Here is a 15,897-nt window from a genome sequence, read left to right as displayed (position 1 = left end):
CCGGAGAAGATAGAGATCGGCTGCTATCCGTAGCGGGCGGCGGGAAGTTTGAGGGAAAGGTTAGGCATCATTGTTCTCCGGGCGCCCTCGTATGCGTCCCAATCGGCCGCATCGGGGAGCGAGGGGATGGTGATCGATTCACCTTGGTCGAAACTTGCGAATGCAGCGTCGACCATTGCCTCTGCCTTCATGACGACTTCGCCGGGAAGATGGTCAAGCGACATTCCGGCTGTTTCCCAGAATCGGCAGCCGTGGCCCCCGGAAGCACGGTTTGAACCCGGACGTTTCTCTCGCCGAGTTCCTTGTGAAGCGAAAGCCCAAGGGCAAGGACGAAAGCCTTTGAGGCGCCGTAGACTCCGTTCAGGATCTCGGGGTTATGGCCAGAACGGAAGCGAGATTGATAATCGCCCCGCCACCCTTGCTCACGAGTGCTGGGGCAATGGCATAGGTCAACCGCATCAGTGCAACAACGTTCAGGGCGATGATGTCGTCCATCCGGTCCACATTTGAGGCGAGCAGTGGCGCTGTGGCGCCGATAGACGCGATCGAGTGCAGGCGGGTTCAGTTGGTGCTGGTTGTGGCGGTGAAACCGCACTGCTTCTGTTCCATATCGATCTGCTTCGTGATGCGGACGGCGTTCTGTGCGTAGGCCTCCGTCACGGAGCCACTATTCACAGTCTTGTCCTTCAGCGGGCTCACGCCTGCGCAGAGGTGGAAAACATGCGGCTCGGCGGACTTCGCGGCTCCGGTTTCGGGCGCGATCCAGTAGACGACATCCTGACCGGCGGGGTGGCTCGCGTCCCGCGTCGCCGCCGCCACCGCGGCGGTGTCCGTCGCGATCGCCTGCGCCTGAGCGGCGACATCGGGCGAACAGGCGGTGGTGGGCTGCCCCGACTTGATCTGGGCTGCGCATGCGTTCATATCCTGGGTGTACTGTTCGACCGACGGGGGTTTGAAACTGATCCCCATGACCGTCGCGAGCACGGCCAGCGCAGCGCCGACGCCGCCGGCAACCTTCTTGGTCCGCGGATCCATGTTTTTGTCGGTGAGGATAAGGAAAACCAGCGGGAGGAAGGCAATCAGTGTGATGATTGCGCCGAGCTGGTTTTGGAAGAAGAACCTGGCCGCGTCGGATGCACGAGCCGGATCGTGCCTGTTGGCCGCCTTCCATAGCAAGTTGCCGGCGATTGCGAAAATCGCGATGCCGACCAGAAGGCCGATGACCAGCGGCAGGTGTCCCTGGTCGAACTTGTTCTGGCGAAGCAGCATAATTCCGTAGATCTCGCCGCCAATGGCGACGATCCACGAGAGTGCGGCGAAAAGGCGAAGACGCGTGGCGGAGGACTTCTGGCCCTGCGTCGCTTGCCAATCCTTGGTAACGTCTGGCTTGTTGTCGGTCATTGACCAGATCCCCTGATATCGACACTTCTGCGGGCGGCGTTAGACCAGAAGGCCAACCTGCCCTGCGCAGCGTCATTGAACGAGCGTCACCTGCCTCAGCGACACGGCGAAAATGTGAGCGCCACGGCAGGCCTCATCTCCATTCATAATTCATATTGCGCATGAGTGAATCCGTCCATAGCCACGTAGGCAGACGCTATGCGGCGATGGCTTCGTTCTTGTTAATCTCTGGTTAATCTCTGGCTCGAACTTGACGCTGCCTTCCCTCGCTTCCCGGCGGCGGTCGCGCCATTTCCGACACCAGCCGAAAATCGAAATCTCCATAGCCATCGCCCGTGGCCAAGCTTGGCCCCGACCATCTGCATTGATAATAATGCAGATTCGCATTATCTATCGCGATGAACAGGAAATGTTTAACATGACAACGCTGACAGTGACGACAAGGGGACAGGTGACGTTCCGCAAGGACGTGCTGCAACATCTGGGCATCAAACCGGGCGAGAAGATCGAGCTAGATCTGCTGCCCGACGGTCGGGCGGAATTGAGGGCTGCACGGGCGAAGGGGTCGTTCCGGGACCTCCACGGCTTCCTCAGAGGCAAGACGAACGGCCGGGTGCTCAGCATCGAGGAGATCAACGAGGCGATAGCGGAAGCGGGCGCTGCCGCCGGGTCCGGCAAGGAATGAGGGTTACGGCCGACACGAATGTGCTGCTGCGCGCCTATGTCGCCGATGATGAGGGGCAGGCGGCCATTGCCGTCGACCTGCTGGCCAAAGCGGACATCGTGGCCGTGAGCTTGCAGGCCTTGTGCGAGTTCGCCTGGGTTCTGGCCCGGCAGTACCAGACAGAGCGCGAAAATATTGCCGCGGCGATCCGGGCGTTGCTGAACACCGCGAATGTTGTCGTCAACCGGCCGGCAGTTGACGCAGGGCTGTCAGTCCTCGATGCCGGCGGCGATTTCGCGGACGGCGTGATCGCTTTTGACGGCGGCTGGCTTGGCGGGGAGACTTTCGTCTCGTTTGACCGGAAGGCCGTCAAACTGCTCTCGGCGCAGGGACAATCCGTACAGCTTCTTTTCTAAGTCTTTCCGCGGTGGTCTTTCGCCCTGTGCTGTCGCGTCTTTAGAGGCCGCTGCGAGCAATCGGATTCTGTCTGCGGTACGGATGTCAGATCAAGAATGGCGCGGTGAGAGCCGACAATCGCCGATAGATGGTTGTGGAAATCGTTAGAAATTCCCCAACTACCAGGCCGACTTGGTCGCGCAGATCGCGTAGCGATGCTGCGTCGAGCGTTCCAGCGCCCTGAGGAAGTTCATGTGCCGTGCCTGCGCGCGATGAATCGCGCCGAGCCGGGTGTCGACCACAGGCATCTCAAAGCCAGCCTCCACGGAAGCGCGCAGACCTCGTCCGCTTTGGCGCCGTGCGAAAAGGGCAGCCGCGACAGGATGCTGCGATGGCGGTCCGCCATCACCTGATCCAGTCCGTGGACGGGCCCGACTGTCCGGCCAACGGCCCTTTCCAGGACTTGTCGCAGAGAGGTTACCCAGGTCTTACTGACGAAATCACCATCAATGATCAGCAGCCGTCCGCCAGGCTTGAGCAGCGAGAACCATTCGGCGAATGCCGCTCGCGGATCCACCAACGTCCAGACGAGATGACGAGTGACGAGGACGTCATAGCTTTCTCCGTTTTCAAGGGTGCGCTCGGCGTCGCCGATCAGAAACCGGATGCCGCTTTCCCTCTGCGTCGCCTTTGCACGCGCGCGAGCAAGCATGGTCTCTGACCAATCGAGCCCGGTCACCGCATAACCCAGGTCGTGCATAAGATGAGATACGACCCCGGTGCCGCACGCGAGGTCGAGCGCGCGACGCCCATCCCCGCGCCCCAAGTGCTTGAGCATCAGCCTGTGCCAGGCCAGGCGTTCCCGCTGTGAGAAGATTTCATGCCCCACCGAAAGGTCGAATGTTCCGGCGCGCGTCGACCAATAGTCGCGTATCTCGTCCCGCAGCGAATAATTGGGCTCGCCCGCCATTCCATACCTCTTGTCGTCGCACCAGTCTGGAATGGCTCTAAAAGATATTTCTTGAGAATTGAAGTCATCTTTTATAAGGCACCTCTGGCTAATCCACTTCAAGAGAGGGCGCGATGAATTTTGGAAAGATCCCAGCAGGGACGATGTCGGCCGTTATCGTCGCCCTGTCGATGACGCTGGCCGCCAAGGCCGAAATGGTTGCAGTGACTGACATTACGGGCCGCCAGGTCGAGGTGAACGTCCCGGTCGAGAAGGTAATCCTGGGTGAGGGCCGGCAGGTCTATCTCGTCGCGGCACTCGACACCGAGGATCCGTTCAAGCGCATCGCTGGCTGGCGCGAGGATTTCAGCCAAGCGGATCCGGACAATTACGCCGCCTATCTGGAAAAATTCCCCAGGATGGCGGAGATCCCGACTTTTGGCGGCTTCAAGGACGGTACTTTCGATGTCGAGCAGGCGGTGTCGCTCAAGCCCGACGTCATCCTGATGAATATCGAATCGAAGCAGGCTACGGAAGACGGCAAGTATATCGAGAAGCTCGCCGCTGCCGGCATTCCGTTGGTCTATGTCGATTTCCGCGAGCGCCCCTTCACCAACACCGAACCCAGCATGCGCCTCTTTGGCAAGCTGTTTGGCAAGGAGGGGCGCGCCGAGGAATTCATCACCTGGCGCGCCGCCGAGATCGCGCGCGTTACCGATGTCATCGAGAAGGCCAAGCCGGAAAGGCCCAAGGTCTTCATCGAACGCGCCGGCGGCTATTCCGATGACTGCTGCATGAGCTTCGGCGACGACAATTTCGGCAAATTCGTCGAGATGGCAGGCGGCGACAACATCGCCAAGGACATCATCCCCGGCACGTTCGGCACGCTCAATCCCGAACAGATCATCGCATCCGACCCGGATCAGATCATCGTCACCGGCGGATGGTGGGAAGCCTATGTGCCGGGCGGTGCCTGGGTCGGCGTCGGGCCCGGCCGTGATCAGGCAGAGGCGCTGCGCAAGCTGAAGGCGCTGACCGAGCGGCCGGCGCTGACTGGCGTGAAGGCCGTCGAGGACGGCACGGTGCATGCCATCTGGCATCAGTTTTACAACAGCCCCTATCAGTTCGTGGCCATCCAGCAGATGGCGAAGTGGCTGCATCCGGATCTTTTCGCCGATCTCGATCCCGAGGCGACCTTCAGGGAGTTGCACGAGAAATTCCTGCCCGTCGCATACCGGCCCGGCCACTGGGTCTCGCTGACCGATGTCGATTGAATCGACGGCCGTCAACACCGCGCTCGACAGCACCGATGGACGAGGGCGTTACCGCGCTCTCGTCTGGCGGCGGCAGTTGATCCTTGCCGGCCTCAGCGCTGCCCTGCTCTTCAGTTTGTGCGTCGACCTTGCGGTCGGTCCCGCCCGCTACGGACTTGGCGAGGTCGTGCGGGCGCTTGTGTTTCCCGACACGGTGCCGCAGCAGGTGCGCGTGGTGCTCTGGGACATCCGCATGCCGGTGGCCCTGATGGCCATTGTCGTCGGGGCGGCGCTCGCCGTGGCCGGCGCGCAGATGCAGACCATCCTCAACAACCCGCTGGCCAGCCCCTTCACGCTCGGCATATCCGCCGCCGCGAGCTTCGGCGCCGCGCTTGCACTTGCCTTCGGGGTGAGGCTTCTCCCCGCCGCGGTAGAGTATGTTGTGCCGATCAACGCCTTCATGATGGCGATGCTGGCGGCCTTCCTTATTCACGTGCTGAGCGTAAAGCGCGGCGTCAGCGCGGAGACCATCGTGCTGCTCGGCATCGCGCTGGTTTTCACCTTCAACGCGCTGCTCGCGCTCGTCCAGTTTTTCGCGTCGGCGGAAGCCCTGGCAGCGGTCGTCTTCTGGACAATGGGCAGCCTCACCAAGGCCACCTGGCCCAAGCTTGCAGTCACCACATTCATTCTCCTCGCAGTCTTACCCATTTTCGCCCGGCGCGTTTGGGCGTTGACGGCGTTGAGGCTCGGTGAGGACAAGGCGGCCAGCTTCGGCGTCAAGGTCGGCCGCCTGCGGCTCGAGACACTCACTCTGGTGAGCCTCCTCGCCGCCATTCCCGTCGCCTTCGTCGGCACCATAGGTTTTATCGGTCTCGTAGGCCCGCACATTGCGCGCATGGTCATCGGCGAGGACCAACGCTTCTTCCTGCCCGCTTCGGCCCTTGCGGGCGCGCTCATCCTGTCGGCTAGCTCGGTCGTCAGCAAGTCGCTTATCCCTGGGACGGTCTTCCCGATCGGCATCGTCACCTCGCTGATCGGCATCCCGTTCTTCATCTCGCTCATCCTGTCCAGCACGAGGCGCTCATGGTGACGATCCGGCTCGAGGCGCTCGGCGCGCGCTACGGCACGAGCCTCCGGCTTCGGGATGTGACGACACCTGCGTTCGAGGGCCGAGACATCGTGGCCGTGATCGGTCCGAATGCCGCCGGGAAGTCGACGCTCTTCAGGCGCATCGCCGGCCTCCTGCACGGACCGGGAGCAATGCATGTCGAGGGGGCCATTCGCGGGAAGAGCGGCATCTGCTACATGCCACAGGAAACGTCCGCCAACGCGGTGCTCACCGTCTATGAGTCAGTGTTGCTCGCCCGCAAGCAGGGTATGGGCTGGTCTGTGGGCGACGATGATCTGGCTCGCATCGACGAGACGCTGGCGGCGCTAGGCATCGCCGACATCGCTTTCCGCAACATTGGCGAACTTTCCGGCGGCCAGCGGCAACTGGCCAGCTTGGCACAAACGCTGGTGCGCGAGCCGGAGATCCTGCTGATGGACGAACCGACATCAGCACTCGATCTGTCGCGGCAGGTGGAAGTGCTCGGTCTCATGCGGCAACTTGCTCAGGCGCGAGGCATGGTCGTGCTGATCGCCCTGCACGACCTCAATCACGCCCTGCGCTTCAGCGATCAGACAATGGTCATCGCGGACGGCCGGCTGGTCGCATGCGGGTCATCGCCGGACGTCATCACATCCGATCTGCTGCGGGACATTTATCACCTCAACGCGCGCATCGAGCCGTGCTCGCGCGGCATCGGCCATGTCATCGTGGATGGCGTGGCGGATGGGCGTCGGACGGGCATTATGTCGGCAGCGGAAACCGAATCCGGGATTAGGCGCAGATTCGAAGCGGCAGCCGTTCCGGCCGCGTGACGGCAACCGCATTATGCCGGTTGATCGACGCGCCCACTGATCGACCTGATTCTCTGACGGCTGGTTGAAGGCGACAGTATGCTTGCATTCAGCTCAAGGCGTGGCCGGCCAATCCATAGACCCAAGGCCCATTGTCTTGCCGGTTCAGGAAGCGGCGCCCTTTGGACATGGTCGTAACGGTCTCGGCAATGCCGAGGCCGCTCTGCTGGAGAAACGCGGCAAACACGCCATCCTTCTCGCGGGTGTCGACGCGGGCGAATCGTCCTGCCAGTTCCTTCAGATGCACGGCTGTGAGGTGGACCGCGTCGAGATCGCTGCGCGCGACCATGGGGCCGATCACATGGCCACGTCCGAACTCGCGACACATGGAATAGCCGACGATTTCGCCGCCGCGGCTCAAAGTGCAGATTGAGGCATCCGCTGCGAGCAACGCGAGCAGCCTCTCGCGGTTTATCCCTAACGCGCGCGTATCCAGCGGCGTGATGTCCTTAAGCCTGTCGCTCGACAGCGCCTGCAATTCACCGTTCAAGGCCGGCATAGCCGGGAGTGTTTGTGGGACCTCCCCCTGGCGCTGGTATACGATCGCCTCGGTCGTGAAGCCGAGTGAAACGTAGAGGGGGTAGGCAGCATGGGTCGCGTTGAGTGCCAAATTGCGATCGCCGCACTGCTCAAGGACTAGGTCCATGAGCCATCGGCCGCCTCCTTGCGCTTGTGTGCGTGGTGTTGTGATCACCAGGCCAATGGTGGCAAAGTCGTCCCCGTGGGGAAACCACATCGCGCTCCCGAAAACGCGTCCAATACCATCAACGGCAACAATGCCGCGTCCGGCACGGCGCAGAAAGTCCCAATCCTTCGGCCGGTGAGGCCAGCGGACTGAGATCGACAGCGCGTGCAGTAGCTTGACGTCGACATCATCAATGTCCCGCGCGACCAGTTCGAAGGATTTCAGGCGTACTGATCTCTGCATCTCAATCGATCCGCTCCTTCAACGAATGCGCAAGGCACGCGGTGTTGATCCTGTCATCGATCGCCATGTCGCGACATACCTCTTTTGCCGCAGCATTATACGGGAAAGCCAGCAGGTTTCGCTGGTTCGAGGTGCTTTTTCGCAATCTTCGGCCAAAGCACGACGCAATTCGGCAGGGAACACTGCTGCCTGCGGATAGGCTGGTTGCACCCGGTGATAGTGTGCAAGCAGAGCGGACCGCCATGAACGTGGAAGAAATCCTCGCCACCCTGGTTGCATTTCCCTCTGTTGTGGGCACGCCAAACGGCGCGATCGTCGATTGGATCCGCGACTACTGTCAGGCAGCCGGAGCCGAGGTGACGGTTCTCCCCGGTCCCGAGGGCGACCGGTCCAACCTTTTCCTCACGATCGGCCCGCGCCAGGGTCGGGGCTACATCATCTCCGGGCATATGGATGTCGTCCCGGCCGGCGAGCCGGAATGGAGCTCAGACCCGTTCGTTCTGCGCCGCGAGGGCGGCAGGCTTTACGGCCGCGGCACCTCCGACATGAAGGGCTTCCTCGCCTGCGCATTGGCGGCGCTCCCAGGACTTGCGGCGATGAACCTGCGGCAGCCAGTTCATCTCGCATTCTCATATGACGAAGAGGCGGGGTGCCGTGGTGTGCCGCATCTGCTAGCCGCGTTGCCGAGCTTATGCGAGAGGCCGCTTGGCGCGATTGTCGGCGAGCCGAGCCGGATGCAGCCTGTGCGCGCGCACAAGGGGAAGGCCGCCGCGCGGCTCGAGGTGATCGGGCGATCAGGCCATTCCTCACGCCCCGATCTCGGACTCAACGCCGTGCACGCCATGGCCGGCGTCATCGCGCACGCCGTGGCCTACGGCCAATCCCTCGCCGACGGGCCGCTCGATCAAAATTTCGAGCCCCCGTATTCTTCCTTGCAGGTGGGCGTCATCGCCGGTGGACAGGCGGTCAACATCATCGCTGGCCACTGCACAGCCGATATCGAGGCGCGCGCCGTGCCCGGCGTTTCTCCAGCCTCCCTGCTTGAGCCGGTCAAGACCCGGCTTTTCGCTCTGCGAGACAGCGGCTTCGATGTGGCGTGGCACGAGTTGAGCACCTATCCCGCCCTTGCGCCCGCCAACGGGAGCGCGCTAGCGGCCGTTCTGACGGAGCTGACGGGGCAGGAGCCGCTGACAGCTGTGAGTTACGGCACGGAGGCCGGACTTTATCAGCAGGCCGGCATCGATTCGGTCGTTTGCGGACCCGGCGACATCGGCCGCGCCCATCGTCCAGACGAATATATCGAGATTGGTGAACTCGCCGCTTGCCGGAAGATGATCGAGGGGCTCGGCGCGCGTCTTGCGGCCTGAAGGAAGGGCGGTCACCATGGCGTTTCTTTTCAATTCCGATGCGGCGCGTGCTGCGGTCTTCCGCGAGATCTTTGCGCGCCAGCTCCCGGATCTGGAATTCGTCCATTCCGGGGACGAGATGGAGCCGGAGAAGGTGCGCTATCTCATCACCTGGACGGTGCCGGACGAGATCTCGCGCTACCGCAATCTGGAAGTGGTGTTTTCCATCGGAGCGGGCGTCGACCAGTTCAAGCAGGACGTGGTGCCAAGCCATGTGAAGCTTGTGCGCATGGTCGAGGACGGCATCATACGCATGATGCAGGAATACGTCGCGCTCGGCGTGTTGGCGCTCCACCGGGAGATGCCCGCCTATCTCGAGCAGCAGAAAAGATGCCTCTGGCAACCGATTGCCGCTCGACAGGCGGCCGAACGCCGGGTTGGCTTCCTCGGCCTTGGCATGCTGGCGCAGGCGGCTATCGAGCGCTTGAAGCCCTTCCGGTTTCCGCTTGCCGGGTGGAGCCGCAGCGAAAAGCGGATAGAGGACGTCGCCTGTTTTCACGGCACGGACCAACTCGCGGGCTTTCTCAGGCAAACGGATATTCTCGTCTGCCTGCTTCCGCTCACGGAACAAACGCACGGCATGCTCGATGCAGAGTTCTTCGACTTACTGCCCGTCGGGGCGCAGCTGCTGCATGTCGGCAGGGGTCCGCAACTGGACCAGGCCGCGCTGATCAACGCGCTCGACACCGGTCACGTATCTGCGGCGATGCTTGATGTCACCGATCCAGAACCGCTCCCGGAAGATCATCCGCTGTGGTCGCATCCGAAGGTCATGATAACGCCGCACATCGCCTCGGTGACGCAACCGCATACGGCGGCACAATCCGTCGTTGACAACATCCGGCGCCACCGCGCCGGAGAAGAACTGATCGGCCTCGTCGATCGGACACTCGGCTACTAACCAGGAAACATCACATGTCACTTCTGATCACGATCGACACAGTTCCAGACTTCGCGCCGAAGGAGGCACTACCGGCTCCGGAGCGGCTCATTTCCGGCAATCCATCCTTCAAGATCTGGGCGCAGGATGCCTCGAAGGGAGAAAAGGTGCTCACCGGTGTCTGGGAGGCGACGCCCGGCGAGACGCATTCGATCAAGGGCACGATCTACGAGTTCTGCCACATCGTTTCGGGTCTCGTCGAAATCGAGGAGAAGGGCGGTGAGACCAAGACCTACCGCGCCGGCGACAGTTTCGTGATGAAGCCCGGTTTCGTCGGCGTCTGGCGCACTATCGAGACCGTGCGCAAGATCTACGTCTGCGTTTATGACTGAGTTCAGCGCTCAAAGTCCCGCCGAATAGCGCGCGGCGGTTCCAGAACAATCGGCTTTCCAGGTTCCGCCTGACACGATTCGACGCCGCCGGGCGGTTCATCCTCGACGGAAAATGCGGCGGGCGGTCGACTATTGTTCCGATGACGCTAGTGGAAATGAGGACCTCCATCAATGAAGACCTACAAGATAGCGCTCATCCCCGGCGACGGCATCGGCAAAGACGTGACGCAGGCGGCATGGCAGGTGCTGCAGGCGGCGGCAAAGCGGAGCGGTTTCGCCCTTGATGACACACGATTCCCATGGTCGTGCGCCTACTACCTGGAGACCGGTGCAATGATGCCGTCAGACGGCATCGAGACACTTCGAAAATTCGATGCGATCTATCTCGGCGCTGTGGGTTGGTCCGCGGAAGTGCCCGACTCAGTATCGCTTCACGGACTGCTCCTGCCGATCCGGAAAGGGTTCACGCAGTACGCCAACATACGACCGCACCGGCTGTTGCCGGGCGTTCAGGGGCCCCTCCGCTCCGATGGTTTCGATATCCTGTGCATCCGCGAGAATACGGAAGGCGAATATTCCGGCGCCGGTGGGCGCGTTCATTCCGGCACGGCCGATGAGGTCGCGGTAGAGACCGCGATTTTCACGCGTACGGGTGTCGAACGGATCATCCGTTTCGGTTTCGAACAGGCGCGGGCGCGTCGCAGGAAGCTCGCATCTGTCACCAAATCCAACGCGCAGAAACACACCATGGTTTTCTGGGATGAGGTCACGCGCGAGGTGGCGAAAGATTATGCCGATGTGGAGGTCTCGCACTACCACATCGACGCCATTGCCGCCCGTATGGTCCTGGCGCCGGAAAGCCTCGACGTTATCGTCGCATCGAACCTTTTCGGCGACATCCTCACGGATATTGGAGCGGCCATTCAGGGCGGGCTGGGTTACGCCGCCTCCGCCAATATCAATCCCGATCGCAGCGCGCCTTCCATGTTCGAGCCGGTCCATGGTTCGGCGCCCGACATCGCGCATCTCGGCGTCGCCAATCCGATCGCCGCGATCTGGTCCGGTGCGATGATGCTCGAGCATCTGGGTGAGGGGCAGGCTGCGGCCGAAGTGATGTCGGCAATCGAGTCCGCAACCGCGCGGGGGATTGGCACGATCGCGGGCAAGGACAGGACTGAAACAATCACGCAGGCCGTGCTGGCACGATTGAGCTGAAAGAGCAGAGGAAAGACCATGAATGCGATGACGAAGATTGGCATGTTCAACGATTCCGACCTTTTCCGCCAGCAGGCGCTGATTGGCGGTGTCTGGCGGGATGGCGAAACGAAGGGCGTGGTCGATGTCATTGACCCTGCCAGCCAAAGTGTTCTCGGCACAGTTCCCGCAATGGGCGAGAACGAGACGAGAGCCGCAATCGACGCTGCGGCTGGGGCCTTCAAAAGCTGGAAGAAGAAGACCCATGCCGAGCGTGCAGGACTTCTGGAGCGCTGGCACGACCTCATCCGCCAGCACGAACAGGATCTCGCGCTCCTGCTGACGCTGGAACAGGGCAAGCCGCTTGCCGAGGCGTTGGCGGAAATCCGCTACGGCGCATCTTTTGTGAAATGGTTTGCGGAGGAGGCGCGCCGGATCGGTGGCTCGACCATTCCGTCACCCACGGCCGATCGCCGCATTCTGCTGCTGAAAGAACCCGTCGGCGTCTGCGCCATCATCACGCCGTGGAATTTTCCCAACGCCATGATCGCACGCAAAGTGGCACCGGCGCTGGCCGCAGGTTGTACGGTTGTCATCAAGCCGTCGGAATTTACGCCATTCTCGGCGCTGGCGCTCGGCGTTCTGGCGGAACGGGCAGGTATCCCTGCCGGCGTGATCAATATTGTGACCGGCATGCCCATCGAAATCGGCAACGAACTGATGGCCAACGCGACGGTGCGCAAGATCTCGTTCACCGGTTCGACCCGCGTCGGTGCGCTGCTCATGCGTGGCGCGGCCGATAGCATCAAGCGGCTGAGCCTGGAGCTTGGCGGCAACGCACCCTTTATCGTCTTTGACGACGCCGATCTGGATAAGGCAGTTGAAGGGGTGATCGCATCCAAGTTCCGAAATGGCGGTCAAACCTGCGTCTGCGCGAACCGGATTCTCGTGCAGGAAGGCGTTTACGATGCTTTCGCCGAAAAGCTGAGCCAGCGCGTCACGCGGATGAAGGTTGGCGCAGGGACCGACGAGGGCACTGAGATCGGCCCGATGATCAACGCGGCCGCGATCGACAAGATCGAGCGTCACATCGCGGATGCACAGGCGAAAGGTGCGCAGATCATCGCTCAAAGCGAGACGGTGCCGGAGGGTAAGCAATATGCACGGCCCGTCGTGCTGGGAGGGGCTACTACGGGGATGCTCCTGGCATCGGAAGAGACGTTCGGTCCGGTGGCGCCGCTTTTTCGCTTCGAGACGGAGGAAGAGGCCATCGCCATCGCGAACGGTACGCCGTTCGGCCTTGCCGCCTACTTTTACACCGACAACCTCAAGCGCTCATGGCGTGTTGCCGAGGCGCTGGAGTTCGGTATGGTCGGGCTCAACACAGGCATGATCTCGACCGAGGTTGCGCCTTTCGGCGGTGTCAAGCAGTCGGGAGTGGGGCGCGAAGGATCGCAGCTCGGCATCGAGGAATATCTCGAGGTCAAGGCGCTTCATGTTGGCGGGCTTAACTAGTTATCTTGCACGCAGGTGGAAACACTTACAGCCCCTAAAGCGTTGGAACAACAAAGAAAGGGGCGGTGAAAACCGTCCCTTTCTCTATTGCGACCAGTGAGCATTAACGTTTTGGGAGCGCCTCAGTCTGGTGCGACTGCGCCAACAAACAAACGTTTAGGCGAATTCCCGAACGGGCTCCAGTCCGACGGCGCCGGCCAGACCGCCGATATCCTTGATTTCGGTATATTCGTAGAAGGGGTTCGCAGGCTCGTGGCCGCGGTTCACCCAGACCTTGCTCTTGATACCGAGATCATAGGCGGTCATGAGATCGTAGCGAAATGAGGACGACACGTGCGTAATGTCCTCCGGGCCGCAGCCTAGTTTGTCGAACATATATTCGAAGCCCTTCATCTGCGGCTTGTAGGCGCCCGTCTCTTCGGCCGTGATGACCATGTGAAAGGGTGCGCCGAGTTTCTCCACGTTCGACATGATCAGGCTCTTCATGGAGTTCGACAGGATCACCAGCGGAATCTCCTTGGCGACCTTGGCCAGGCCCACCGGCACATCCGGGTGCGGACCCCATGTCGGCACTTCCGCATAGATGCGCTGGGCATCCTCGGGCCGGAATGCGACGCCGTTGCGCTTGCAGGTCCGTTCCACGGAATTGTGCACGACCTCGCTGTACGGCTTCCAGGCGCCAAGAACCTCGTCGAGGCGATAGGCCGAGAAATCCCTGATGAACTGCGCCATCCCAGCTGGGGAGAGCTGCGCACCATATACGCGTCTCGCCGCGCCGGACATGTCGAAGTTGGTCAGCGTGCCATAGCAGTCGAAGGTGATGTATTTCGGTCTGAACTGGGTCATGGGCGTCGATCCTTCCAATCCTGTCGGCACTGCGTGCCTTTAACAGCAAGGATCATAATGAGAACCGGAGAAGACTAGTCGCCGCATTCGATGCGTCCTGAAGCAGATTGTTTTGTAGTGCGTGAGAGCTTTGGCAGAGAGTTGCGCCTGAGTTCGTTTCGAGCTTCGGCGGGAGCGCGATCTCTCAGCCGTGCGTGGCATAAGATGCGGTGCCAGCGGCAATGGAAAGTCAAAACGCCTATCGCTCAGGTTCTGGTCGGGAGGAACTGCTGTCCGCGGCCGCCTATCTTCGGCCTAGGCGAATTCAGGCCCGGAATGAACCATGACCGCGCAGCAGATCACGCTGGAAAACGAGCTGAAGGACGAAACCCACACCACATCGGACTTATGCTCTCGTCAGTCAGGCACTACGCTGAATCGGAGGAAGAAATGCTGGCAAACTCACTGATCGAACTCGATCGCGCACACCTGGTTCACCCGTTTTCATGCTATCGGAGCCACGAGGACACGGGCGTGCGGGTGCTCAAATCCGCCAAGGGCGCAACCGTGACCGATGCAAGCGGGAAAACCCTGCTGGACGGATTTGCCGGTCTATGGTGCGTCAACATCGGATACGGCCAGGAAAGCGTCGTTGAAGCAGCCGCAAAGCAGCTAAGCGAGCTTCCCTATGCGACGGGATATTTCGGGCTGGGATCCGAGCCTGCCATTCGCCTTGCTGCCAGGCTTGCCGAACTGGCGCCCGGCGATTTGAACCATGTCTATTTCACGCTTGGCGGCTCCGACGCAGTCGACAGTACGATCCGCTTTATTCGCTATTACCACCATGCCACGGGTACGCCGCAAAAGGACCAGTTCATCTCGGTCGAGTATGGCTACCATGGATCCTCGACGGCAGGGTCAGGTTTGACAGCGATCCCGGCCTTCCATGCGGGTTTCGGCGTGCCTTACGACTGGCAGCACAAGATTCCCTCGCACTACGCCTATCGCAATCCGGTCGGTTCTGACCCGCAGTCGATCATCGATGCATCGGTCGCGGCGCTGCGGTCCAAAATCGCGGAACTCGGCGCGGGCCGCGTTGCGGCCTTTTACGCCGAACCCATCCAGGGTTCGGGCGGTGTCCTCGTTCCACCGACAGGTTGGCTGAAGGCTCTGCACGCCGTGTGCAAGGAACACGACATTCTGTTCGTTGCCGACGAAGTCATCACTGCCTTTGGCCGTACCGGCCCGCTCTTCGCGTGTGAGGAAGACGAGGTCGTGCCGGATTTCATGACCACGGCGAAGGGACTGACCTCGGGCTACGTGCCGATGGGCGCCGTTTTTATGTCGGACCAGGTGTACAATACGATCGCGGACGGAGCCGGCAAAGCGGCTGTCGGCCATGGCTATACTTATTCGGCCCATCCCGTTAGCGCGGCGGTCGGGCTCGAATGCCTGCGTCTTTATGAAGATGGCTTGCTCGAGAATGGGCGGAAGGCGGGCAAGCGCTTGATGGAAGGCCTTCGCTCGCTCGCCGACCACCCGCTGGTGGGCGACATTCGCGGTCGCGGCATGCTGGCAGCAATCGAGTTGGTCACTGACAAGGCACGCAAGACGCCGCTGCCGGTGGCGGCCGACCCGGGGCGCCGCATCTTCGAGCGCGCGTGGGCGAACGGCCTTGTCATCCGTGCCTTCAACAGCGGCATTCTCGGCTATGCGCCGCCGCTCTGCTGCACGGACGACGATATTGATGGAATCCTCGAACGCACGCGGATGACGCTGGACCAAACCCTCGAAGATAAGGATGTGCGGGCAGCGATGAAGGGCTGATCAGCGGGCGCATTGCATCGACCAGGGCTAAACTCACGCCGTCCGGGTCTTTCGCATGTTTCCCGGCCTAAATATCAGCCCAGACGCTTCTTTCTCCGCTATACGAACGGCTCCGAGAACGACATTCAACGCCAGGTGGCCCGGCCCAAGATTTCCGGCGAAACCCGCTTACAGGCAGGACGCGCCTGTCGTGATATCTTCCTGGGCCAAATGAAAACCGCTAAAATCTCCGGCCCTCCTTTTGGGACTAGCTTGGCGATCGGCTCGGCGTCACCGAGGCTTCACGTCCAATACTTGCCAAACCT

The 15,897-nt window shown here is 61.4% G+C and carries 15 protein-coding genes and 1 pseudogene; 11 read left to right on the top strand and 5 right to left on the bottom strand.

The window, feature by feature from the left end; genetic code table 11:
- Positions 1-23 precede the first annotated feature (23 nt).
- Positions 24-561 (bottom strand): annotated as a pseudogene (locus NKI67_RS18015) (SDR family NAD(P)-dependent oxidoreductase); the annotation flags it as partial.
- Positions 562-1,401 carry a succinate dehydrogenase/fumarate reductase transmembrane subunit gene (locus NKI67_RS18010; RefSeq protein ID WP_352646392.1) on the bottom strand — a complete coding sequence of 280 codons (840 nt, stop codon included), beginning with the start codon at positions 1,399-1,401 and terminating at the stop codon, positions 562-564.
- A 418-nt stretch (positions 1,402-1,819) separates the two neighbouring features.
- Here NKI67_RS18010 and NKI67_RS18005 point away from each other — a divergent pair, with 418 nt between their 5' ends.
- Together NKI67_RS18005 and NKI67_RS18000 are read left to right on the top strand one after the other, a co-directional pair.
- The gene (locus NKI67_RS18005; RefSeq protein WP_352474931.1) at positions 1,820-2,086 is read left to right on the top strand and encodes an AbrB/MazE/SpoVT family DNA-binding domain-containing protein; all 267 of its coding nucleotides are present in this window, start codon (positions 1,820-1,822) and stop codon (positions 2,084-2,086) included.
- Positions 2,083-2,481 carry a type II toxin-antitoxin system VapC family toxin gene (locus tag NKI67_RS18000; RefSeq protein WP_352646262.1) on the top strand — a complete coding sequence of 133 codons (399 nt, stop codon included), beginning with the start codon at positions 2,083-2,085 and terminating at the stop codon, positions 2,479-2,481. Before NKI67_RS18005 ends, NKI67_RS18000 begins: the two co-directional genes overlap by 4 nt.
- 230 nt (positions 2,482-2,711) lie before the next feature.
- Here NKI67_RS18000 and NKI67_RS17995 read toward each other — a convergent pair whose 3' ends face one another.
- Complete coding sequence (locus NKI67_RS17995; RefSeq protein ID WP_502909349.1) at positions 2,712-3,431, bottom strand: class I SAM-dependent methyltransferase; 720 nt, start codon at positions 3,429-3,431, stop codon at positions 2,712-2,714.
- A gap of 143 nt (positions 3,432-3,574) precedes the next feature.
- Here NKI67_RS17995 and NKI67_RS17990 point away from each other — a divergent pair, with 143 nt between their 5' ends.
- Genes NKI67_RS17990 through NKI67_RS17980 form a run of 3 tightly spaced genes read left to right on the top strand, consistent with a single transcriptional unit; the run spans position 3,575 to position 6,586 of the window.
- Positions 3,575-4,684 carry an ABC transporter substrate-binding protein gene (locus NKI67_RS17990; protein ID WP_352646377.1) on the top strand — a complete coding sequence of 370 codons (1,110 nt, stop codon included), beginning with the start codon at positions 3,575-3,577 and terminating at the stop codon, positions 4,682-4,684.
- Positions 4,674-5,753: a FecCD family ABC transporter permease gene (locus NKI67_RS17985; RefSeq protein WP_352646259.1), complete on the top strand. Its 1,080-nt coding sequence runs from the start codon at positions 4,674-4,676 to the stop codon at positions 5,751-5,753. The genes NKI67_RS17990 and NKI67_RS17985 overlap by 11 nt, the downstream gene beginning before the upstream one ends.
- Positions 5,747-6,586, top strand: a complete 840-nt coding sequence (locus tag NKI67_RS17980) for an ABC transporter ATP-binding protein (RefSeq protein WP_352646257.1) — start codon at positions 5,747-5,749, stop codon at positions 6,584-6,586. Before NKI67_RS17985 ends, NKI67_RS17980 begins: the two co-directional genes overlap by 7 nt.
- 88 nt (positions 6,587-6,674) lie before the next feature.
- On the opposite strand, the gene NKI67_RS17975 is transcribed toward NKI67_RS17980, so the two are convergent.
- Positions 6,675-7,553, bottom strand: coding sequence for a GNAT family N-acetyltransferase (locus tag NKI67_RS17975; RefSeq protein ID WP_352646255.1), 879 nt, complete (start codon positions 7,551-7,553; stop codon positions 6,675-6,677).
- Between the two features lie 242 nt (positions 7,554-7,795).
- Between NKI67_RS17975 and argE the strand changes: the two genes are divergently transcribed.
- The 5 genes from argE to NKI67_RS17950 all read left to right on the top strand — a co-directional run bounded on the left by argE (position 7,796) and on the right by NKI67_RS17950 (position 12,940).
- Positions 7,796-8,920, top strand: a complete 1,125-nt coding sequence (argE, locus tag NKI67_RS17970) for an acetylornithine deacetylase (RefSeq protein WP_352646375.1) — start codon at positions 7,796-7,798, stop codon at positions 8,918-8,920.
- Positions 8,921-8,936: 16 nt separating this feature from the next.
- Complete coding sequence (locus tag NKI67_RS17965; RefSeq protein WP_352646253.1) at positions 8,937-9,860, top strand: 2-hydroxyacid dehydrogenase; 924 nt, start codon at positions 8,937-8,939, stop codon at positions 9,858-9,860.
- A gap of 14 nt (positions 9,861-9,874) precedes the next feature.
- Entirely contained in the window at positions 9,875-10,231 is a 357-nt protein-coding gene (locus NKI67_RS17960; RefSeq protein ID WP_352646251.1) for a cupin domain-containing protein, read from the top strand.
- A 171-nt stretch (positions 10,232-10,402) separates the two neighbouring features.
- Positions 10,403-11,446 (top strand): tartrate dehydrogenase, encoded by a 1,044-nt coding sequence (locus NKI67_RS17955; protein ID WP_352646249.1) that lies wholly within the window; start codon positions 10,403-10,405, stop codon positions 11,444-11,446.
- Between the two features lie 18 nt (positions 11,447-11,464).
- Positions 11,465-12,940 (top strand): NAD-dependent succinate-semialdehyde dehydrogenase, encoded by a 1,476-nt coding sequence (locus tag NKI67_RS17950; RefSeq protein ID WP_352646247.1) that lies wholly within the window; start codon positions 11,465-11,467, stop codon positions 12,938-12,940.
- A 156-nt stretch (positions 12,941-13,096) separates the two neighbouring features.
- On the opposite strand, the gene NKI67_RS17945 is transcribed toward NKI67_RS17950, so the two are convergent.
- The gene (locus NKI67_RS17945) at positions 13,097-13,786 is read right to left on the bottom strand and encodes a haloacid dehalogenase type II (protein ID WP_352646245.1); all 690 of its coding nucleotides are present in this window, start codon (positions 13,784-13,786) and stop codon (positions 13,097-13,099) included.
- Positions 13,787-14,215: 429 nt separating this feature from the next.
- Between NKI67_RS17945 and NKI67_RS17940 the strand changes: the two genes are divergently transcribed.
- On the top strand, positions 14,216-15,592 hold the full coding sequence (locus tag NKI67_RS17940; protein WP_352646373.1) for an aspartate aminotransferase family protein: 1,377 nt from the start codon (positions 14,216-14,218) through the stop codon (positions 15,590-15,592).
- Positions 15,593-15,897 lie beyond the last annotated feature (305 nt).

The organism is Mesorhizobium sp. M0408, assembly GCF_040321495.1.
In the GTDB taxonomy this organism is placed as follows: domain Bacteria; phylum Pseudomonadota; class Alphaproteobacteria; order Rhizobiales; family Rhizobiaceae; genus Mesorhizobium.
Note: the sequence above shows the minus strand (reverse complement) of the source record. Positions and strands in the feature narration are given on the sequence as shown.